We start from the raw sequence: 20,556 nt of genomic DNA on the forward strand, positions 1-20,556 counted from the left end.
GCCCAGCACGCGCAGGCCGCCGTGGTGGTCGGGGACTGGGACCTCGCCCACGCCGTGAACGAGGAGGCGTTCGCCCTCGCCGAGGCCGGGGGCCAGCAGCTGTGGTCGATCCGGGCCCGGGCCACCCGTGCGGTGCTGCTCGCCTTCCGCGGGGACCTCGCCGGTTCGGCTGCCGACATCGCGGCCGTCGAGCGGGTCGCCGCCGGCCGCAGCGTCGGCGCGGTGCTGGCGACCCTGCGGCTGGCCCGCAGCATCGCCCTGTTCGACTCGGACGACCCGGCCGGCGCCTACCAGACCCTGCGCCCCGTCTTCGAGCCCGGCTCGCCCTCCCACCACCTCGCCTCGCAGCGCCGCACCCTCTGCTACCTGGCCGAGGCCGCCGTCCGCTCCGGCGACGGCGAGGACGCGCGCGAGCTGATCGCCGGGTACGGCGACGGGCACGGGCTGCCGCTGTCCACCGCCGTCAACCTGGCGCAGGCCAGGGCCCTCCTGGCCGAAGGCCCGGACGCCGAGGAGCTGTTCGAGCGCGCCCTGCGGATCACGCCCCGTCAGTGGCCGTGGCCGCGCGCCCGGGTGGAGCTCGCCTACGGCATGTGGCTGCGCCGGGACCGACGTCCGCGCCTGGCCCGGCCCCTGCTGCGGGAGGCCTGCCACACCTTCGAGGTGCTGGGGGCCGCCGCCTGGCGCGAGATCGCCGGCCGTGAACTGCGCGCGACCGGTGTCGACCGGGGGCAGCAGGGCAGTGCCCTCACCGAGCGGCTGTCCGCACAGGAACTGACGATCGCCCAGCTGGCCGCCTCGGGCATGACCAACCGGGAGATCGGGGACCGGCTGCTGCTCTCCCCGCGCACCGTCGGCTGGCACCTGCACCGGGTCTTCCCCAAGCTGAACGTCACCTCCCGGACGCACCTCGCCGCGCTGCTCGCCACCGCCGCCTGACCCACCGCCCGACCCGCCGCCGAACCTGTCGCCCGCGTTCATGAGGGTGCGTCAGACCCGGGCGGAGGCGTGTCCGTCGTCACCTTTTGGGTGACTTTGGTCCCGGCCCTACCCGCGGGTTAGTTTGATGCCATGAACGGGCAGGGGCGGACGGCAGTGCGGTTCCGGGTCTTCGGGGGTCTGCAGGTCCAGCGCGACGGCACTCCCCTGGAGATCGGTCCGCCGCACCGTCACACCGTGCTCGCGGCCCTGCTGGTGGCCCGCACCTGCGGGCTCGGCACCTCCGAGCTGGTCGATCTCGTCTGGGGCGAGCACCCGCCGTCCACGGCGGTGAACCAACTGCACCGCCACGTCGGCCAGTTGCGCCGCCTGCTGGAGCCCGGGCTGCCGGCCCGCGCGGCCGGGTCGTGGCTGCTCCCCGCCCCGTCCGGGTACCGGCTCGACACCTCGGGCACCGAGGACGACCTCACGCTCCTCGACGAACTGCCGGCCCGGGCACGGGGCGAGGGCCCCGAGGCGAGCGAGGGCCGGCGTGAGCTGGCGGAGCTGGTGCGGCGGCCGCTGCTGGCCGGCCTTGACCGGAACGCCCTGGCCCGGCCGCACTTCGCGGCGGTCGAGCGGGCCCGGATCGCCGCCGCCACCGAGGTGATGACGGCCGCCACCGACGCCGGGGACGCCGCCACCGTGCTGGCCGCGGTGATCGACGTCGCGCGGAGCGCGCCGTTCGACGAACCCCTGCACGCCGCGGTGATCCACGGGCTGACGTCCGTCGGCCGCCGGGCCGAGGCGCTGGCCCTGTTCGAGGAGGTACGCCGACGGCTGGCCGAGGAGCTGGGCGTCGGTCCGTCCGCCGTCCTGGGAGCCGCCCACCAGGAGGCGCTGCGCGAGCCGGAGGCCCCTGCCCGCGTCGAGCCCACCGCGCCGACGGTCACCGTCGGGCCGGACACCCTCCCGCTGCCCGTGCCGGGTTTCACCGAACGCCCGGAGCTCGCCGACGCGTTGACCCGGACGCTGGCCCGGGCGGCCGGACCGTCCGCCGCCGTGGTGATCACCGCGGTGGCCGGCATGGGAGGCGTCGGCAAGACCGCGCTGGCCGTGCACTGGGCCCGCCAGGTCGCCGACCGGTTCCCCGACGGGCGCCTCTACCTCAACCTGCGCGGCTTCGACCCGGGCAGCCCTCCGCTGGACCCGGCCGAGGCGCTGTCCGTACTGCTGGTCGCGCTCGGCGAGACCGCCGTGGAGGGCAGGAACGAGGACCTCACGATGCGGGCCGCGCGCTTCCGCGCCGTGGTCACCGGACGGCGCCTGCTGCTGCTCCTCGACAACGCCCGCGACGCCGAGCAGGTGCGGTGGCTGCTCCCCGGCTCCCCGGGCTGCCTGGTGCTGGTGACCAGCCGCAACCGGATGAGCTCGCTCGTCGTCCACGACGGCGCCCTGGCCGTACCGGTGGACCGGCTCACCACGGCGCAGGCCCGTGCACTGCTGGCCGCCCGGCTCGGCCCGGAGCGGCTCGCGGCCGAGCCCGCCGCGGTCGAGGCCGTCCTGGCGGCCTGCGGCGGACTGCCGCTGGCGGTCTCCATAGCCGCGGCCCGGGTGGTGCTCAGCCCCGGCCTGACGCTGGCCGGGGTAGCGGCCGAACTCGCCCCGGGCGCAGACCGGTTGACCGCACTCGGCCTCGACGACCCCGACACCGACCTGCGGGCCGTGTTCGCCTGGTCGTACCGGGCGCTGACCCCGGACGCCGCCCGGCTCTTCCGCCTGCTCTCCCTGCACCCCGGCGCCGAGGCCTCGCTCGCCTCGGCGGCCAGCGCCGCGGCCCTGCCTCCCGACCGCACCCGCGCGCTGGCCAGGGAGCTGTGCGAGGCGAACATGCTCACCGAGCACTCCCGCGACCGCTACGCACTCCACGACCTGCTGCGCGCCTACGCCGCCGGCCTGGTGGCCGAGACCGGGGACGACCGGACGGCCGCCCTCGGGCGGCTGCTCGACCACTACGCGCACTCCGCCGCCGCCGCGAACGACGCGGTCTCCACCCGCCGGGAGGAGGTCGACCTGGAGCCGGCCGCGCCGGGCACCGTGGTGCTCGCCTTCGACGACCGGGCGGCCGGCACCGCCTGGTACGGGGCCGAGTTCCGCAGCATCCTGGCCCTGCTCCGCTCCGTACCCGGCGAGGAGCATCCGCGCCGGATCTGGAGCCTCGCCTTCACCAGCCAGCTCCACACCTCCCAGCAGAGCTGGGTGCAGGACGAGATCGAGATCCTCCACACCGCCCTCGGCGCACCGGCCGCGGCCGGCCCGCCCCACGAGGTGGTCCGGGCCCGGCTCTCGCTGGCCCGCTCCTACGCGCTGAGCGGCCACCACGCCGAGGCCGACGCCCAACTACAGCTGCTGACCGACCGGTTGGCGACCCTTCCGGTCACCATGCAGGCGGCCGTCGAGCGCAGCACCGGCTGGGTGCGCGGGCGCCAGGGGCGGCACCGCGAGGCGCTGCACCACTCCCGGCGGGCGCTGGCCCTGTTCCGGGCCCTCGGCGACGACGGGACGACCCGCAACCAGATCGCCAGGGAGCTCAACGCCGTCGGCTGGTACCACACGCTGCTGGGCGAGCACGAGGAGGCGATCCGCCACTGCGAGCAGGCCCTGCCGGTCTTCCGGGCCAACGGCAACCGCCGCAGCGAGGCGGCCACTTGGGACAGCATCGGCTACGCCCACCACCACCTGGGCCGCCACCGGCAGGCCGTGGAGTGCTACCGGCGGGCCCTCGACGGCTACGTCGACGCGGCGGACGAGTACAACCAGGCGGAGGTCCTCGACCACCTGGCCGGCACCTGGCTGGCGCTCGGCGACCGCGACCGGGCGCGCGCCGACTGGCACCGCGCGGCCGATCTGCTCACCGCGCTCGGGCACGCGGACGCCGCCGACCTGCGCGCCAAGGCGGCGGCGGTCCCGGACTGACCGTCCGTCACCTTCCGCCGCCCGTAGGGCCTGCGATCCTCGGTCCTCAGAGCGTCCGGCGCACACCCGCCTGGCGCTCCAGGTTGCGCAGCTGCACCGCGAGGTCGCCCTCGACCGCCGTGCGGGCGGGACCGCTGCGGCCCAGGGGCAGGACCTCCTCGCCGCGCATGTCCTCCACCATCAGGGCGAAGGCCGCGTAGGTCGACACCAGCGCCACCACCAGGCCGAGGACCCCGGACACCCGGGTCAGCCACTCCACATCGGTGAGACCCGCCACGCCGGTGGCGGCCCAACGCGGCAGGGAGGCCACCAGCACCAGCCGGAGTGCGAGCTTGGGTCCCGTCACCGCGACCATCAGCGCCCCGAAGCACAGGAACGCCAGGTTGAAGACGCCGAGCACGCGCGGACCGTCGGCCGCACCGCTGAACAGGACCAGCGCGTACGCCAGCCAGCTGCCCGCGAAGACCCCCATCAGGGTCGCCGCGATCACGTCCCGGGCGCTGAACGCCAGGATGCTGACCAGGAGTTGCAGCGCGAAGGCCGGCAGCACGCAGAGGGCGACCGCCCGGCGGGCCTCGCTCTCGAAGATCCCGAGCTGGAGGCAGGCCGTCATCGCGGAGGCGATGGCGACGGTGAAGAAGCCCAGCGGCATGGGCGAGGCCATCGGGCGCAGGGTGATCCGGGTCATCGCGCGGAGGTCCGGTTCGTGGCGCCGCAGAGCAGCGGCCCCGGCGGATCCGGCAGCCTCGGCGGCCTCGGCGGCCATCAGACCCGCACCAACGGGGTGTCCACCAGGTGCTCGGCCAGGAACCAGACCTGTGCCTCACCGGTGCGGATGACCTCCGAGACCAGCAGGTCGGCGGTGCCCTCGTCGCCCTCCGCAGCGGTCCGGGTGGCGGCGTCCCGGGCGTCGACCAGGATCCGCTCGTGCGCGTCGAGCAGCCGCGACAGCATGGCGGGGACGGGCTCCACACCGTTCGGCGGTCGCGGAACGGCCGTCAGTTCCGCCACGTGGCGCGGGTCTCCGACCGCGACGCCCCCGAGGCTCTGGACGCGTTCGGCCAGCGAGTCGACGACGGCCAGCTGCGCCTCGGCGTGCCGGTCGAGCATCAGGTGGAGCGCGTAGAAGGTCGCTCCGCGCATGAGCCAGTGGTGCTTCTTGTAGAGGGAGTGGAGCACCTGCGTGTCGGCGAGCACGCGGTTCAACCGCTGGCAGGAGTACGCGCGGGTGTCGTGCCCGAGGCCGATCGGCAGCTGCTTCAGCGTGCCGAACGCCTGGGTCTCGGCGCCCTTCTGACGGAGCAGCGGCTGACCGCCGCCGGGCGCGGGCGGGGTGGTGGGCGTGGTGTCCAAGCGAGTGTTCCCGTCGGTGAGGGCGGTAGGGGGCTGGTGGAGCGGTAGGGGCTGGTGGGAGGGGACGGTGAGGGGCCGGAGCCGCCGCGGGGTCCTGTCCGCGGCGGCCCCGGACGGGGGCCGGGCGAGCGGCTCCCGCTCAGCGGCCGCCGGGGGCTGCGCCGGGCGGCACCGCCGGGGCGGGCCGGGCGTGCAGGACGAGGCGGGTGAGCAGGCCGCTGCCGAGCCCGGCCGCCAGGGCGACGGCGGCCCACCAGGCCGGGTAGGGCGCGAGGCCGAGGGCCGCGTCGAGGGACCAGGCGCCGGGGCCGGTGGCCGCGAGGGCGGCGGCGGTCCCGATCAGGACGAGCGGGTACTCGTACCCGTCGTTCTGCACCCAGAGGCCGTTGGGCCACTTCACGGTCAGGGCGACGGTCATGACCCCGACGGCCCCGGTCGCGGCGAGCGGCGTGAGCAGACCGGCGGCGAGCAGCAGACCGGAGCCGATCTGCCCACCGCCGGCCGCCAGGGCGGTGAGGACGCCGCCGCGGAAGCCGTCGGCACGGAACTCCGCCGCGCCGCCGTCCAGCCCCTTGCCCCCGAGGTGCGCGCTGACCTTCTGCACGCCGTGGCCGGCGATCAGCAGCCCCGTCAGCAGACGGAGGATCAGAATGCCGGTGTCCACGGGCGTCAGCCCGCGGCGTGCGCGCCGAGCAGGTTCTGCGCGTACACGACGCCGAGGCCGTAGGCGCCGGCGTGGGCCTTGACGATCTCCATGACCGCGCCGTAGGTCTCCTGACGGGCCCAGTCGCGCTGGAGCTCCAGCAGCACCTGGACCCAGGTCACCGGCACCGCGCCGGCGGCCACCATCCGCTGGATCGCGTGCTCGTGGGCGGCGGGGCTGACGCCGCCGGAGGCGTCGGAGACGACGTACACCTCGTAGCCCTGGCCGAGTGCGGAGAGGGCGGGCAGCACCAGGCAGACCTCGGTCCACAGGCCCGACAGGACGATCTTCCGCCGGCCGGTGGCCTTGACCGCCGCGACGAGCGCCTCGTCCTCCCAGGCGTTCATGGTCGTCCGGTCGATGGGCTGCTGGTCCGGGAAGACCTCGGCGAGCTGCGGCAGCAGCGGGCCGGAGAAGGACTCGGCGGCGACGGTGGTGAGCACGGCCGGCACGCCGAAGGCCCGGGCGGCCTTGGCGAGGCCCGTCGTGGCGTTGACGATCGCGGCGCGGTCGCCGCTGCCGGTGCCGAAGAACATCTGCGGCTGGTGGTCGACGAAGAGCATGACGGCGTTGTCGGGGGTCAGCAGGTCCGCGCTCGGGGCGGCCGTCACCTGGGCAGGGTCGAACATGGGTGTCCTCTCGGAACGGTCGGGGTGGCGCCCGGCCGTCTCCGCGGCCGGGCAGGTCCCGAAGCTACGACCGGTCCTGCCACCCGGTTTCTCCGTTCACGCCCAGGACCTTGCACGACAGTGCACGGAGTACGGCGGTGCCCCCTACGACGGCCGCCGGTCCCACGTCGTGCCGTCGCGCGCGGAGATCTCCCGGGTCGTCAGGGACGCCCGGCACCTCGGCTCCCGGCAGGGCATGCGGCGGGGGCCGGGGCGGAGGCGGCGCGAGGGCCGTACCGGGGCGGCCGACGGAGCCCTCAGGTCCCGAGGGCCGTCAGGACCGCGCGGAGCTGTCCGAGTGGTTCGGAGCCGCAGAAGCGCAGCACCACCGTCCCGGCGCCCGCGTCGCCGAGGGCGCGCAGGGCCGTGGCCGCCTCCGTCGCCGTGCCGCCGGCCGCGAAGGTCGCCGACTCCTCGCGCCCCAGCCACTGCGCATGGCCGGCGACGGCCTCGCGCAGGGCGGGGGCCGCCGCCTCTCCCACACCGACGAAGGTGAACACGGTGACCGTGTGGTCGGCGGTGGCCCCGCCGCGCTCGGCGGCGGCCCGGACCGCTCGCAGGTCGTCCGGGCCGTGGCCCTCGGCCACCAGGGTTCCCTGGGCGGCCCGGCCCGCCAGTTCCAGCGACTTGGGCGAGACCACGCCCGCGATCACCGGTGGGACCGCGTCGGCGGCCGGGGGGTGGACCAACTCCAGACCGTCGAGCCGGAGTTCACGGCCCTCCACGGTGACGCGTTCGCCGCGCAGCAGGCCGCGCACCGCGGTCAGTGTCTCCTCCAGCAGCGCCAGTGGCGACCGCGGACTCGGCGAGATGTCCCGCGACATCACCACCTTCGTCGACGACGACGGCACCGGCTACATGATCTCCGCCGCCAACGAGAACGCCGACCTCCACGTCTACCGCCTCACCCCCGACTACACCGCCGTCGACGCCCAGGTCCAGAAGCTCTGGCCGGGCAACTGGCGCGAGGCCCCCGCGATGTTCAAGCGCAACGGCGTGTACTTCCTGCTCACCTCCGGCGCCACCGGCTGGGCCCCCAACCAGCAGAAGTACGCCACCGCCACCAGCATCACCGGTGCCTGGAGCGGCCTGAAGGACATCGGCGACTCCACCACCTACCGCACCCAGACCGCCTACGTCCTCCCCGTCCAGGGCACCAACGGCACCGGCTACCTCTACCTGGGCGACCGCTGGGGCAACTCCATGGGCGCCACGGTCAACGACTCCCAGTGCGTCTGGCTGCCGCTGAAGTTCCCCACCAGGACCACCATGACCATGGACTACTCGCCCCAGCTCACCGTCGACACCGCCACCGGCACCGTGCGCGGCATGAACGTGATCTGGGAGACCCTGACGGCCCGTCACAGCGGCCGGTGCGCCAACGTCGCCGACTTCGACACCCGCGACGCGGCCCGGCTGGTGCAGTGGGGCTGCAGCCCGGAGATCAACGAGCAGTTCTGGTTCAAGAAGACCGGCACGGGCAATGTCCAGGTCATGGCCCGGCACAGCGGCAAGTGCCTGGACGTCACCAACCAGGCGACCACCGACGGCGCCCCGCTGGAGCAGTGGACCTGCGGCACCGGCACCAACCAGCACTGGAAGCGCACCACGGTCTGAGGCCCCGACCGTCGCGCCGCAGGGCTCCCGCCGTCCCCACCAGTGCGGACAGCGGGAGCCCTGCGGTGTCACCCGTCGTCAGAGCGCGCGGCTCCGGCCGGGGTCGAGAGAAGGGTGGCGGGCCGCGGCGTAGCCCGCGCCGCGGCCGGTCGCGTGGGCGGTGACCAGCCCGCCGCGGACCCGGATCGCGATCTCGGTGAGGTCGAGGTCGGCGTCGGGGTCGGCGCCGCCTGCCGGGAGGTGGCCGAGGGCGGCCGGGACGGCGCCGGCGTCGTCGAACACGACGCGGGCCCGCGGCAGCCGGTCGGCCGGGAACACCCGGCGCAGACAGCCGACGAGGTCCACGATCCGGAGCCGGGCCAGCCGACCGGTCTCGGCGGGATCGCCGGTGACGACGACCACGGTCACCTCGTCCTCCGGCCCGGCCGAGCGCAGCGCGTCCTCGGCCGCCGACAGGCGCCCCGCGCCCAGCACGACGACCACCCCGTCCTCACCGAGGTCGACCTGACGGCCGGTGATCTCGTCCCGCAGGCCGGCCGGCGGCGCCCACGGGGCCTCGGCCGGGCGCGCCGGGGTGACGTAGGTCAGGTGCGCCGGCTCCGGATCGTCGCCGAGGGCGATGGAGGCGAGGTGCTCGGCGGCGCGCGCCAGGTCGAAGGGGTCGCCGACGCCGGGGGCGTTCTCCGCGACGGCGGCCGCACCGTGCAGCAGGGTCAGGGCCAGCCCGGCGCGCCGCACGGTCCCGGCGGGCACCCCGGGGCGCGGCTCCAGCGCCAGCGCGAGCAGCAGCGCCTCGAAGCGCACGAGCTCCGCGAGCGCGGCCCGCGCCGGCTCGGTGCCCAGCACTCCGGAGAGCGAGCGCAGCTGCAGGTGGCCGCTGCCGGGGGTGTCGCCGAGGAAGGGCAGCCGTTCGAGCCAGACCCGGGCGAAGGAGCCGAGCGCCTGCCCGGCGGAGGCGAGCGCCTCCGCCGGGGGTGCGGCGGCGGCCCGGGCCCGTTCGACGTCGTCGACCAGCACCGCGAGGTAGAGCGCGCGCTTGCCGGTGAAGTTGGAGTAGACCGCTCCCCTGGTCAGCTCGGCCCGCTCGGCGATCCGGTCGATCTTGGCCTCGACGTAGCCGTGCTCGGCGAACTCCCGCCGGGCCGCGACCAGCACCGCCGCCCTGGTCCGCTCCTGCTGCTGCGCGCGGGTCAGTCTCGCCATCGTGTCCCCTTCCGGCTCCTGGCGTGTCATGATACAACCGGCATTCGGATGACGAAGACATCTGGATGCTGTGAACATGAGAGTGGGGAATGACGATGCCCACCGCCCGCGACACACCGCCGAACTCCCCCGAAGGAGCGCCCACGATGACCCGGTCCACAGCCCGCGCTCCGGACGCCGCCCTGCTGGTCCTGCACGCCCTGCGCTGCGCCGGATCCGTCAGCGTCGCGCGGCTCGGCGCGATCACGGGGCTGGACGAGTCCGACGCCGAGTCCGAGCTCATCGACCTCGGGGTCGGCGGCCTGGTCACCCGGCTGTCCGGCGACCTGCCGGTGTGGAGCCTCACCGAGGCCGGGCGCGCGGCGGACGCCGAGCGGATCGCCGGCGAGCTGGAGTCGGCCGGGGCCCGGGAGCGCGTGGCGGCCGCGTACGAGCGGTTCATGGTGCTCAACCCCGAGCTGCTCGACCTCTGCACGGCCTGGCAACTCCGGTCCGTCGACGGCGTCATGAGCGTCAACGAGCACGACGATCCCGGCTACGACTCCCGGGTGCTCGCCCGGTTCGCCGACCTGGACCGGCGCGCCGCCGCGGTCTGCGCCGAGCTGTCCGCCGCCCTGCCCCGGTTCGGCCGCTACCCGGTCCGCCTCGCCGACGCCCTCGGCCGCGCCGCCGCCGGGGAGTTGGCGTACGTGGCCGACAACACCGGCTCGTACCACGTCATCTGGGCGGAGCTGCACGAGGACCTGCTGGCGACGCTCGGGTTGGAGCGATGGTGACGAGGTGGATCCGCACGCTCTCCGCCCGGACGGAGGGCACGGCCGAGACCCTGGGCGGCAAGGCCTCCGGCCTCGTCCAGCTGCACCGCCTCGGCCTGCCGGTGCCGGAGGGGTTCGTCATCACCACGGAGGCCTGCCGCGCCTTCCTGCGGGACGGGCGCCTTCCCGACGGGCTCGACGCGGAGCTCGCGGCGGCCGTGGCCGACCTGGAGCGCGCCACCGGGCGGGCCTTCGGGGGGCCGCGGAAGCCGCTGGCGGTCTCCGTCCGCTCCGGGGCCGGGGTCTCCATGCCCGGCATGATGGACACCGTCCTCAACCTCGGCCTCACCATCGAAGCCACCGAGGGCCTGGCCGCCGAGACCGGCGACCGGCCGTTCGCGCAGGACGCCCGGCAGGGCTTCCTGCGCAGCTTCGCCGCCGCGACCGTCACCACGGCCACGGGCGCAGCAGCAGCCGACCCGACCCGGCCCGGGCCGGACGACGCCGCCCGGCAGCTGACCCGGGCGGTCGAGGCCGTCTTCTCCTCCTGGGAGTCCCAACGCGCCCGCACCTACCGCGAGTTGAACGGCATCGCGGACGACCTGGGCACGGCCGTGGTGGTCCAGCGGATGGTCTTCGGCAACCGCGACGCCGCCAGCGGCAGCGGGGTCGCGTTCAGCCGCGACCCCAACACCGGCGAGGACGTCCCCTACGGCGAGGTCCTGTTCGGACGCCAGGGGAGGAGGTCGTCTCGGGGAGGGCGCTGACCCGGCCGCTGCGCGAACTCGCCGAGCGGGAGCCGCAGGTGTGGAGCGGGCTGCTCGACGCCCTGCACCGGATCGAGGGGTACTACCGCGACGCCTGCTACGTCGAATTCACCTTCCAGTCGGGCCAGTTGTGGCTCCTCCAGGTCCGGCCCGGCCGGTTCGCGGGGGCCGCCGCGGTCCGGGTCGCCACCGAGCTCGTCGACCAGCGGCTGATCGGACGGGACGAGGCGCTGCTCCGGGTCTCGCCGGTCCACCTCCGCCACGTCCGCACGCCGCGCATCGCCGCCGGGGAGGCCGAGGTCCTCGCCCGGGGGATCGGTGCCTGCCCCGGTGTCGCCACCGGCCGGATCGCGACCACGGCGGACGGCGCGGTCCGGATGGCCCGGACCGGCCCGGTCCTCCTGGTGCGCCCGGAGACCTCGCCGAGCGACCTGCACGGCCTGGCCGCCGCCACCGGGATCGTCACCGCGCGCGGCGGTCCCGCCAGCCACGCCGCGGTCGTCGCCCGCGCGATGGGCAAGCCCGCCGTGGTGGGCGTGGCCGGCCTCACCCTCGACGGCGGGTCCGTGACGGCCGGCGGCCGCACCCTCCCCGAGGGCACGCCGGTCACCATCGACGGCACCGGCGGCGAGGTGGTGCTCGGCAGCCCCCGCACCGTCACCGACGCCGCCGACGGACACCTCCACCGCCTGCTCGCCTGGGCCGACGAGGCCTCCGGCGACCACTCCGCCCGCGACGAGGCCCAGCGCCTCGCCGCGGCCCACACCGCCCTGCGCGGGCGCTGACACCCCCTCACCGAACCGACAGGAGGACCACCATGGCCACTCGGCACGTCTACCTCGTCCGGCACGGGGCCGCCGACCCCTTCGGCACCCTGACCGACGTCGGGGAGCGGCAGTCGGAGCTGGTCGGGAAGCGGCTGGCCGGCCTGCCGATCGACGCGGTCCGGCACTCGCCGCTGCCCCGGGCGGTGCACTGCGCGCGGATCGTGGGCAGCTGCCTGCCGGACGCCGTCGTGCGCGAGGCACCGGAGCTGGTCGACCACGTCCCGCACGTCCCCGTCGACGTACCGCCGCTGTGGGCGGCGTTCTTCGACGGCTACGGCGCCGAGGAGGCCGAGGAGGCGAGCCGCGCCGCCGACGCCCTGACCGCCAGGTTCGCGCGCCCCGCCGAGACCGAGACGCACGAGGTCCTGGTCACCCACGCCTACCAGGTGGCCTGGCTGGTCCGGGACGCGCTGGGTGCGCCGCCGGTGCGGTGGCTCGGGCTGAACTGCGGGAACGCGGCGCTCACCGTGATCGAGTACCGCGACGGCGACGCACCGACGGTCGTGCTCTACAACGACATGGGCCACCTCCCGGCCGAGCTGCGCTGGACGGGCTTCGGAGCCGGCACCCGCCCCTGAGCCCAGCGGGCCCGGCCGGCCCCGCCCGCCGAAAGGCCTGAAAGCATCATGACCTCGCGGAATTCTTCGGGAAAGGGAACTCTCTCCCCACCCTCGCGGCGGCACGTCGAAGCCCCGCCGGGGAGGCCGCCCTTGCGGGCCGCCCCCGTCCGACGGGGCTTCGACGTGTCCTGCCGCGGGAGGGCTCGTCACACCCCCGCGTCCCGCACCTTCCCAGGATCGTCCCGGCCGTGGAACCGCCCTCGATCAGGGCCTGCCGGGGTCCTGAGGACCTGTCAGAAGTGGATCATGTGCTGGAAGGAGTTCTCCGCGCTGCTGACCCGGAGGCCCTTGCGGGTGCCGTAGCCGAGGGAGACGTTCCAGTTGTACTCCTCGACGTCGAACGAACCGTCGGAGTAGACCGCGTTGACGTAGGCGACGTGGCCGTACTTCCCGTGGGTGTCGTTGACGGCGATGGCGCCGACGGTCGGGGTGGAGTTGACCGTGATGCCCTTGCTGCGGGCGGCGTCGTCCCAGTTCTCGGCGTTGCCCCAGATGGTGCCGCCGTAGGAGTTGGTGAAGTTCGGGACGCCGAGGCGGTCGGCGATGCGGAACGCCGCGAAGGCGGTGCAGTTGTTGGCCGCGAAGCCGCGGGTGCCGTGGTCGAAGTCGTTGGTCGGGCTCTCGTTGCCGCCGCCGTTGGCGCCGAGGAGCTGGTGGGAGGCCTCGTTGTTCTTCAGCGTGGCGTTGAGGTTGCCCTTGGCGCCGGAGGCGAAGTCCTGGCTGGCGCCGGCGTAGCCGCTGTTGAAGTAGACGCGGACGGTCTTGCCGGTGCGGTTCCACACCGAGGCGGCGTTGTTCTTGACGCAGACGCCCTGGCCGTTGCCGGCGCCCTTGAACTCGTAGCAGGACGGCTGGGTGGCGCCGTAGTCGCTGATGGAGCCCGCGAAGTCGGAGACCGAACCGCCCTGGTCGCTGTTGTAGTAGAGGCAGAACTCGCCGGAGTCGCAGACCCCGTCGCGGCCCGCGGCGGAGGCGGGGGTGCTGGCGACGAGCGGGACGGCCATGGCGAGCGCGGTGCCGGCGATGGCGAGCGTGGTGCGTATGTTCTTCAAGGTTCTTCTCTCTCCGTGATGTGTCGTCAGCTGGTGCTCAGATGAACCGGGGTGGAGCAGCGCGCCGTCAGTGGGTGCGCTGGTACTCCTCCCAGGTCTGGATGGCGACCCGCGGGCCGTCGTCGGCGCCGTGGTTGGCCAGGCCGTTGAGGCCGAGGTAGTAGTCACCGGTCTGGTTCTGGGCCTGGGTGGCCAGGTCGGTGTCGTTGATCGCGGCGGCGTGGATGTGCCACGGCCAGTTGCCCTGGCTGGGGCTGCGGACCCAGGCGGCGAAGCCGACCTGGCGCAGTGCCTTGGCGACGGCGGTGCGGGTGGCACTGGTCATGCCGTCGACGTTGATGTCCACGACGCCACCGCCGTCGTGGGTGCCCGCCGAGGTGGGGTCGCCGCCGGGGTTGTAGGAGCCCTGGTCGAGCTTGATGTGGACGCCCGACAGGCGCTCGGCCTCGAGGAGCATGTTCTGGGTGCGGGTGTTGACGGTGTATCCGTCGCGCTTCAGCTTCGCCCCGACCCCGATCTGGCGGGTGAGGGTGAAGCGGCCCTGCCCGAGCGAGGTGAGCGAGGTGGTGCCGGGCAGCCCGTTGGCGTCCAGGCCGGTGAAGCCGAGCGAGCGCTGGTACGCGGCGTAGGCCGAGACGGTGGTGGTGCCGAAGTACCCGTCCACCCAACGGGCGTCGAGGAGGCCGCGGGCCTGCAGGGCCTGCTCGACCGCCAGGACCGAGTCGTGGGCACCCGGGGTCTGGGTGCTGTCGGCGCGGCGGGGGTCGATCTGGGCGGCCAGGACGGTGGCCTCCATGTTCACCACGGGCAGCGCGGTGGCGGCGGCGGCCGGCGCCTCGCCGGGGAGCGACGCGGTCGCGGCGTTGGCCTGGGCGGCACTCAGCACCAGGCCGCTGAGGACGGCGACGGCCGTGAGAAGTCGGGTGGCGGTCTTGCGGGTCTTGCTGGCGGACGCCATGGGGTGGTTCCTTCTGGTTCGGTGTCGGCAACGACGCTTGTGGGGGGCCGGTTCGGGGATCAGCAGCGGGTGTCGGTCTTGACCGCGACCTCACCCGGGTACGGGATCGGGCCGGTGCCGTTCCAGCCCAGGGCCTGGGTGCACTCGGAGAGGGTGTTGGCGCCGAAGGACCAGATCTCCACGTCGTTGTGGCCGCAGCGCGGGTCCTGGACGTGCGAGCCGCCGGTGACGATGGCCGCACAGGCGTCCCAGCTGCTGTGGGAGTTGCGGTAGCCCTGCCACACGTACAGGTAGGAGTAGTTCTTGCCGCAGCCCTTGTACTGCTTGACCGAGGCGAAGGTCTCGCCGCCGACGTTGAGGTAGGCGGTGCTGCCGATCTGCGTGACGCTGGAGCAGCCGGACGGGGTGGAGGCCTGGGCGGTCCCGGGCACCGCGATGAGCGCCGGGACGGCGAGGGTGGCAACGGCGGCGATCTTGGCCAGAATGCGCATGGCGAAACAACCTGCTTTCAGAAGAAGGGAGTTGAGGAGATGTCAGATGCCGCCGAGCGCGTCCGGGTAGCCCGCCTCGCGGACGGGACTCACCCCTGGGACAGGGCGGAAGAGTGTGTGACGACGGCCGCGGCGCCGCGGCGTGGGCGCACCCGAGCGGCCGGCAGGGCCGTGGACTTGGTGCGCGGAGGTGCTACCCGGGGACGAGGCACCAGCCGCGCAGGGCCGGCGCGTCCCGGACGGCGCGTTCGCAGACGCGGCGCAGGCTGGCGGTCGCCGCGTCCGGAGTGGCCGCGATGATCGCGGCGGCGACGCGGTAGAGATTGAGGTCGACGCGGGCGCGGATGTGCTCCACGCGGTCCTCGCGTCGGCTGTGGACCCAGATCAGATCGGTGACGGCCGCTGCCGTCAGCTGCGGTGACGGTGGATCAGGGCCGATCAGGGTCACCGCGACCAGGTGCACCGGTCAACTCTGTGCGGGCGGTGCGGGGCGCGGCGCGTCCCAGTCGAAGCCCGTGGGGGACGCGATGCGCTGGACGTCCGAGTGGTCCGCGACGACCGTGCTCGCGGCGGCGGCACCCAGGCCGACGGTGCACGCCACGACCACGGCGGTGCAGGCGATTCGTATCGAGTTCCCCATGACTGTTCTCTCCCGTTCGGTGACCGACTGCTGTGCCGGTGGATGTCCTGCGGACCTCGCCCCGGTCTCCCGTCGCGCTCTCCGCCGCTGAGGAAGATCCTGCCGTCCGGCCTAGGCCCTGTCACCGCTCCAGGGCTGGCACCAAGTCTCCTGGCAACTAGGTGCAAGATCATTCGGAACCCGCCCCGCACCCACGAGGTCTGGACCACCGGGCCACCCTCACCGGTATCGCCACAACCCTCATCTGTGTACGCAAAACCACCCGGGGAGGCGGCTCCCCGGCCCCCCAAAGGCATTGCGCGGCCGCCCGCCGCGGACGGATGATGATCTTCGACATCGACAAGGGGGAACGATGCTGCAGGCACTCGGACTGAGCGCACCGACGGAGAACGTCTACCGGACCCTGCTGGCGGAACCGGACTGGGGAGTCGACCGGATCGCCGCCCACCTGAACCTGTCGGAGGCGGCGACGCGCGAAGCACTCGACGAGCTACTGGAACTGACGCTCCTTCGGCCCACGGCCGGCACCTCCACCCTGCGGGCCGTCAGCCCGGAGGTCGGGCTGACCAGGCTGCTCGCCCACAACCAGAACCAACTCCTCTTCCGCCAGCAGCAGTTGGAGAGCACCCGGACCGCCATCGCGGCCCTCTCCGCCGAGTACATCGACCGGCGACCCGACGACGAGATGGTCCTGCGCCTGGACTCCCTCGACGCCGTCCGCGACCGCCTGGAGGAGCTCGCGGCGACCGCGACGGTGGAGTGCCTGTCCCTGATGCGCGGCGGAGCCGTCGCCCCCGACTCCATCGAGGCCGGCAAGCACCCGAACCAGCTGGCGCTGGAGCGCGGAGTGGTCATCCGCAGCATCTTCCAGGACAGCTTCCGCAACGACCCCGAAACCCTGCGCTACGCACGGTGGTTGGCCGATCTGGGCGGACTGACGCGGACCGTTCCGCTGCTGCCGATCCGCCTGGTGATCGTCGACCGCAACACCGCCCTGATCCCGACCGACCCCAGCGACGGCCGCCGCGGCGCACTGGAGCTGCGCGGCGAGGCCCTGATCCAGCCCCTGTGCGCACTCTTCGACGAACTCTGGCGCAGCGGCGCCGACTTCGGCCAGCCCGCCCCCCGCGACGACCACGAGCTCACCGGCTCCGAACGCGCCCTGCTGCAACTGCTGGGCGAGGGCCACACGGACCAGTCCGCCAGCCGCAAGCTGGGCCTGTCCCTGCGGACCGTGCGCCGGATGATGCAGGACCTGATGAACCGCCTGGGCGCCGAGAGCCGCTTCCAGGCCGGCGCCGCGGCCGCCCGGAAGGACTGGCTGTGACGCCGATCCGGAGGCGCGGGGTCCGCCCCGGGGCGACAAATGTTCAACCTTCAACTACAGTCTGACTCGTCAGCCCCCCGGGGCCGTCCCGAGAAGGAGTAGTCATGGAGCACTACGTGGCCGACAACGCCGAGAAGTCGCGCTTCGAGATCCACCAGGACGGTCAGCTGGCCGGCTTCGCCGAGTACCACCGCTCGGCCGGCGAGATCGCCTTCATCCACACCGAGATCGACCCCGCCTTCGAGGGCCGCGGGCTGGCCGGACAGCTCGCCCGCCAGGCGCTGGACTCCGCGCGCGAGCAGGGCCTCGCTGTGCTCCCCTACTGCCCGTTCATCCGCGGTTGGATCACCAAGCACCCCGAGTACGTCGACCTGGTGCCCGCCTCGCACCGCGCCAGGTTCGGCTTCTGACCACCCCTCGCGTCCGCCGCGGCGGACGGGCGTGACGGCGTGACGGCGTGACGGTCAGTCGGTCACGGGGGCGAGCTGGAGGTAGTCGAGGTTCCAGGTCTGCGGGACGTCGGCCGGCAGGGCGATCCTGAGGACGTGGCGGCCGGCGGTCAGGCGCCGGGTGACGCCGCTGGGGCGCAGGGCCATCGCGTCGCCGGTGGTGCCGTGCACCGCCCCCCGGGTGCTCTCGGGGCCGTCGTCGAAGGAGACGGTGTAGGCACCCGCCCGCGAGTTCGGGGAGGAGATCCGGGCCGCGAGCGCGTAGCTGCCGGTGGCGGGGACGTCGACCGCGTAGCGGAGCCACTCGCCGCCCCGCAGGTCGCAGACCCGGACGGCACCGTCCTCGCCGGCGAGGTCGACGCCCTCGCCGGGCCGCCGGGCCAGGCCGCCCCGGTTGGCGGGGTCCAGGTCGTGGTAGCCGGTGCCCTCGCCGGGGAGGAAGTCCTCGGCCTGCACCCGGACGCCGCCCTCGGGGAGCGGGTCGGCCGCGCCCGTGCGCAGCCAGCTCCTGAGGTGTTCCACGTCGTCGGTCTGGAGGACGCTCGCGCGGTGGTCGCGCACCAGCTTGCCCCAGCCGCGCCGGGGGTCGACCAGGGAGGCCTCGTCGGTCATCCGCGCCGCCGTCCCGGCCCACATGGCGTTGATCCAGATGCGGCTGTTCCGGGCGAGCTCGTCGAGGAAGGGCTTGCGGGCCACGGCGTCCGAGGTGCTGTTGAACTCGACCTCGTAGGCGATGGGTTGGGCGGTCCCGAACGCGGCGACGTCGGCCCGGTTGCGGTCGGTGATCTTGTGCATGTAGCCGGCCCCGGGGTGGGTGTCGAGGAAGGCCCTCACCTCGGAGACCGGGGCGTTGCTCTTGTAGAGGCCGTTGCGCACGGTGCCGGTCCGCGCCAGCACGTTCCAGATCGCCTGGCGGGACGGCCAGCCCTTGTCCAGGTTGATCAGGCCGCGGTCCCTGGCGAGGTTCATCACCTCTTCCAGGGTGGGTATTCGCTCCTCGGTCGGGGCCGCCCCGGAGCCTCCGAGGCCCTCCCGGAGGCGGAGCTTCCTGAGCTGGGCGAGCGTCAGGTCCGCCACCGCGCCCCGGCCGTCGGTGGTGCGGTCCACGGTGGTGTCGTGCATCAGCACGGGCACCTCGTCCTTGGTGAGGCGGACGTCGACCTCGGCGATGTCGGCGCCCAGGTCGAAGGCGGCCCGGATCGCGGGGAGCGAGTTCTCGGGGGCACGGCGCCACTGCCCCCGGTGGGCGGCCGTGAGGACCCTGGCGGTGGGGCCGTGGTCGAGCAGGTCGCGGTGGGCCCGGTCGGCCGCGGTGCCGGTGCCGAAGGCACCGGCGGGGTCGGGGCGCCGGTCCTTGGGCCCTGGCTGACCGACCGTCAGGGGGGAGGTCGCACGGAGGCCGCCGGAGTCCCGGTGGAGGCCCATCGACGGGGCTGCCGCGGCGAGTCCCAGGGCGAGGGTGAAGGTGAGCACCGCCCGGGCACCGCGGTGGAGGGCGAAGGACCGCACGACGGCGAGCGCGGGCACGCCCGCTCGGCCCCCGGTCGCCCGTCCACGCACCGCGCGCATTTCCCCGTCCACCCCGCCCGGACCCACCGCTCCCCTTCTGACCTGCACAGTTCCTGTCGACCGTGGGCACCTACGGCCCCGGCCCGTCGCCCCCGCCCGCGCAACACCCCGGCGCGAGGACCCCCGACGGTGGCCGACCGCCCCACCGTACCCCGCCGATCACGACGGTCCGCACGGCCGTCCCGGTTCCACCGTGTCGACGGGGTGTCACACCGTCCGGCCGGCGCGGGCGGGACCGGCGGGATCCGGGTCCGCGCCGCCCTCGCCCCCCGCCGCCCGACGACCGATCCGACGACCGCCGGGCCCGCCCCTCGACGGAGGCGCCTACGGGGCGGGCGGGAGCACCGCGTTGGCGAGGCGGAGCACGTACCGCATGTCGGCGCCCCGGGGGCTGGTCGGGTTGAAGGAGTAGACCAGGCGGCGCTGCAGGTCGCGGGTGGCGAAGGCGCCGCTGGTCCAGCCGGGGCGGGAGCCCGTCTTGCCCCAGAGGGTGACGCCGTTGAGCTCGGTGCGGACCAGGCCCTTGCTCATGCAGGCGCGCAGCTGGCCGGGGAGGCACTGCGGGTTCTCCACGTTGGGCACGTCGGGGACGGTGAAGAGCAGCTCCTGCTGGGCCGGGGGCAGCAGCCGGCCCTGGAAGAGCGCGGTGAGGAAGCGGTCCAGGTCGGGGGCGCTGGAGATCAGGCCGCCCTCGGCCCAGGGCCACGGGCTCTGCTCGGTGACGTCGAACTGCCGGGTGCTGCCGTCCGCCTGGGGGACCGTCAGGTAGGCGTGGGCGGCCGGGCGGGCCAGCCGGGGGTCGTTCCGGTCGGGGACGGCCGTGTCGCGCAGGTGCAGCGGCTGGATGATCCGGTGCTTGACCTCGTGGGCGTAGGAGCGGCCGGTGACCTTCTCGATCAGCAGGCCGGCGATGAAGGTGTTGAAGCCGTTGTACTGCTGGCCGGTGCCCGGCGCGAAGACCATCCGCTGGCCGGCCAGGGAGGCGACCACCTGCTGGGGCGTCCAGCTGTCGAAGCGGTGGTCGACGAACCAGGCGGAGGTGCCGTCGCCCCAGGCGCCGCTGGTGCCGTGCGGCAGGCCCGAGGTGTGGTCGAGGAGCTGACCGACCTTCACCGGCGGGAAGTCGGCGGGCAGCAGGCCCGGCAGGTACTGCTGGACGGTGCCGTCCAGGTCCAGCCGGTGTTCGGCGGCCAGTTGGAGCACCACGGTGGCGGTGAAGACCTTGGAGATCGACCCGATCCGGAACCGGCCCTCCGGGTCCGGTGCCTCCCCTGTCGCCTTGTCGCCGATGCCGGCCGAGGTGTCGAAGGTCCCCGCGCTGCCCGCGACGTGCACCAGCACGCCGTTGATGTCGGCGTTCGGGAAGCCGGTCACCGCCTGCCGGATCGCCGCCCGGTCGAGCGGCGGCAGGGCAGCTGCCGTGGCAGTGGCCGCGTCCGCAGCCCTGGACGGGGACGGGGAGGCGGCCAGCGCCGATCCGCCCGTCCCCACGACCACGGCGGCCAGCATCGCCCCCGTGACCGCGAGGTTGGCCCAACGTCGGCTGTTCGCAACGGTGTTCACGCTTCGGTACTCCAGATTCGTCGTCACTCGCTTCGTTCGGGAACGAGTCTCGCCGAGCCGGGCCACGCTGCCATCCGGGGCCGACCCTGACCGCACCCCG

At 74.2% G+C, this 20,556-nt stretch carries 21 protein-coding genes and 1 pseudogene; 9 read left to right on the top strand and 13 right to left on the bottom strand.

Going from position 1 to position 20,556, the window contains the following annotated elements:
- Both ABD946_RS28680 and ABD946_RS28685 read left to right on the top strand, forming a co-directional pair.
- Positions 1 to 939 (top strand): helix-turn-helix transcriptional regulator (locus ABD946_RS28680; protein ID WP_345288377.1); only part of this gene is annotated, 939 nt, incomplete at its 5' end.
- 132 nt (positions 940 to 1,071) lie between these two features.
- On the top strand, positions 1,072 to 3,894 hold the full coding sequence (locus tag ABD946_RS28685; protein ID WP_345288379.1) for an AfsR/SARP family transcriptional regulator: 2,823 nt from the start codon (positions 1,072 to 1,074) through the stop codon (positions 3,892 to 3,894).
- A 46-nt stretch (positions 3,895 to 3,940) separates the two neighbouring features.
- On the opposite strand, the gene ABD946_RS28690 is transcribed toward ABD946_RS28685, so the two are convergent.
- From ABD946_RS28690 to ABD946_RS28710, 5 genes are all read right to left on the bottom strand, one after another.
- Complete coding sequence (locus tag ABD946_RS28690) at positions 3,941 to 4,660, bottom strand: hypothetical protein (RefSeq protein WP_345288381.1); 720 nt, start codon at positions 4,658 to 4,660, stop codon at positions 3,941 to 3,943.
- The gene (locus ABD946_RS28695; RefSeq protein ID WP_345288382.1) at positions 4,660 to 5,247 is read right to left on the bottom strand and encodes a Dps family protein; all 588 of its coding nucleotides are present in this window, start codon (positions 5,245 to 5,247) and stop codon (positions 4,660 to 4,662) included. Before ABD946_RS28695 ends, ABD946_RS28690 begins: the two co-directional genes overlap by 1 nt.
- A gap of 139 nt (positions 5,248 to 5,386) precedes the next feature.
- Complete coding sequence (locus ABD946_RS28700) at positions 5,387 to 5,911, bottom strand: DoxX family membrane protein (protein WP_345288384.1); 525 nt, start codon at positions 5,909 to 5,911, stop codon at positions 5,387 to 5,389.
- A 5-nt stretch (positions 5,912 to 5,916) separates the two neighbouring features.
- Complete coding sequence (locus tag ABD946_RS28705; protein WP_345288386.1) at positions 5,917 to 6,579, bottom strand: hydrolase; 663 nt, start codon at positions 6,577 to 6,579, stop codon at positions 5,917 to 5,919.
- A gap of 296 nt (positions 6,580 to 6,875) precedes the next feature.
- Positions 6,876 to 7,442: an LLM class flavin-dependent oxidoreductase gene (locus tag ABD946_RS28710; RefSeq protein ID WP_345288387.1), complete on the bottom strand. Its 567-nt coding sequence runs from the start codon at positions 7,440 to 7,442 to the stop codon at positions 6,876 to 6,878.
- Between ABD946_RS28710 and ABD946_RS28715 the strand changes: the two are divergent.
- A pseudogene (locus ABD946_RS28715) lies at positions 7,372 to 8,235 on the top strand (RICIN domain-containing protein); the annotation flags it as partial. The gene ABD946_RS28710 and the pseudogene ABD946_RS28715 sit on opposite strands and share 71 nt — an antisense overlap.
- A gap of 78 nt (positions 8,236 to 8,313) precedes the next feature.
- On the opposite strand, the gene ABD946_RS28720 reads toward ABD946_RS28715, so the two are convergent.
- The gene (locus ABD946_RS28720) at positions 8,314 to 9,438 is read right to left on the bottom strand and encodes a TetR family transcriptional regulator (RefSeq protein ID WP_345288388.1); all 1,125 of its coding nucleotides are present in this window, start codon (positions 9,436 to 9,438) and stop codon (positions 8,314 to 8,316) included.
- A gap of 146 nt (positions 9,439 to 9,584) precedes the next feature.
- Between ABD946_RS28720 and ABD946_RS28725 the strand changes: the two genes are divergently transcribed.
- The 4 genes from ABD946_RS28725 to ABD946_RS28740 are packed head-to-tail and all read left to right on the top strand — an operon-like array spanning position 9,585 to position 12,365.
- A complete protein-coding gene (locus tag ABD946_RS28725) occupies positions 9,585 to 10,214 on the top strand; it encodes a transcriptional regulator (RefSeq protein ID WP_345288390.1) in 630 nt (209 codons plus the stop codon).
- Positions 10,208 to 10,960 carry a PEP/pyruvate-binding domain-containing protein gene (locus ABD946_RS28730; protein ID WP_345288392.1) on the top strand — a complete coding sequence of 251 codons (753 nt, stop codon included), beginning with the start codon at positions 10,208 to 10,210 and terminating at the stop codon, positions 10,958 to 10,960. The genes ABD946_RS28725 and ABD946_RS28730 overlap by 7 nt, the downstream gene beginning before the upstream one ends.
- 38 nt (positions 10,961 to 10,998) lie before the next feature.
- Positions 10,999 to 11,745: a PEP-utilizing enzyme gene (locus tag ABD946_RS28735; protein WP_345288393.1), complete on the top strand. Its 747-nt coding sequence runs from the start codon at positions 10,999 to 11,001 to the stop codon at positions 11,743 to 11,745.
- A gap of 32 nt (positions 11,746 to 11,777) precedes the next feature.
- Positions 11,778 to 12,365, top strand: coding sequence for a histidine phosphatase family protein (locus ABD946_RS28740; RefSeq protein WP_345288395.1), 588 nt, complete (start codon positions 11,778 to 11,780; stop codon positions 12,363 to 12,365).
- A gap of 275 nt (positions 12,366 to 12,640) precedes the next feature.
- On the opposite strand, the gene ABD946_RS28745 is transcribed toward ABD946_RS28740, so the two are convergent.
- The 5 genes from ABD946_RS28745 to ABD946_RS28765 form a co-directional block, all read right to left on the bottom strand.
- Positions 12,641 to 13,459 carry a CHAP domain-containing protein gene (locus ABD946_RS28745; protein ID WP_345288397.1) on the bottom strand — a complete coding sequence of 273 codons (819 nt, stop codon included), beginning with the start codon at positions 13,457 to 13,459 and terminating at the stop codon, positions 12,641 to 12,643.
- Between the two features lie 67 nt (positions 13,460 to 13,526).
- Positions 13,527 to 14,417: a peptidoglycan-binding domain-containing protein gene (locus ABD946_RS28750; protein ID WP_345288399.1), complete on the bottom strand. Its 891-nt coding sequence runs from the start codon at positions 14,415 to 14,417 to the stop codon at positions 13,527 to 13,529.
- 59 nt (positions 14,418 to 14,476) lie between these two features.
- Positions 14,477 to 14,908 carry a hypothetical protein gene (locus ABD946_RS28755; RefSeq protein WP_345288401.1) on the bottom strand — a complete coding sequence of 144 codons (432 nt, stop codon included), beginning with the start codon at positions 14,906 to 14,908 and terminating at the stop codon, positions 14,477 to 14,479.
- Between the two features lie 193 nt (positions 14,909 to 15,101).
- Positions 15,102 to 15,371 (bottom strand): hypothetical protein, encoded by a 270-nt coding sequence (locus tag ABD946_RS28760; RefSeq protein ID WP_345288403.1) that lies wholly within the window; start codon positions 15,369 to 15,371, stop codon positions 15,102 to 15,104.
- Positions 15,372 to 15,374: 3 nt separating this feature from the next.
- Positions 15,375 to 15,548 carry a hypothetical protein gene (locus ABD946_RS28765; RefSeq protein ID WP_345288404.1) on the bottom strand — a complete coding sequence of 58 codons (174 nt, stop codon included), beginning with the start codon at positions 15,546 to 15,548 and terminating at the stop codon, positions 15,375 to 15,377.
- Between the two features lie 352 nt (positions 15,549 to 15,900).
- Here ABD946_RS28765 and ABD946_RS28770 point away from each other — a divergent pair, with 352 nt between their 5' ends.
- A complete protein-coding gene (locus ABD946_RS28770; RefSeq protein ID WP_345288406.1) occupies positions 15,901 to 16,875 on the top strand; it encodes a LuxR C-terminal-related transcriptional regulator in 975 nt (324 codons plus the stop codon).
- Between the two features lie 104 nt (positions 16,876 to 16,979).
- Entirely contained in the window at positions 16,980 to 17,285 is a 306-nt protein-coding gene (locus ABD946_RS28775) for a GNAT family N-acetyltransferase (RefSeq protein ID WP_345288408.1), read from the top strand.
- Between the two features lie 54 nt (positions 17,286 to 17,339).
- Here ABD946_RS28775 and ABD946_RS28780 read toward each other — a convergent pair whose 3' ends face one another.
- On the bottom strand, positions 17,340 to 18,851 hold the full coding sequence (locus tag ABD946_RS28780; RefSeq protein WP_345288410.1) for a glycerophosphodiester phosphodiesterase family protein: 1,512 nt from the start codon (positions 18,849 to 18,851) through the stop codon (positions 17,340 to 17,342).
- 366 nt (positions 18,852 to 19,217) lie between these two features.
- The gene (locus ABD946_RS28785) at positions 19,218 to 20,456 is read right to left on the bottom strand and encodes a serine hydrolase domain-containing protein (protein ID WP_345288412.1); all 1,239 of its coding nucleotides are present in this window, start codon (positions 20,454 to 20,456) and stop codon (positions 19,218 to 19,220) included.
- Positions 20,457 to 20,556 lie beyond the last annotated feature (100 nt).

The sequence above is a fragment of the Kitasatospora albolonga genome, assembly GCF_039535905.1.
GTDB lineage: Bacteria > Actinomycetota > Actinomycetes > Streptomycetales > Streptomycetaceae > Kitasatospora > Kitasatospora albolonga.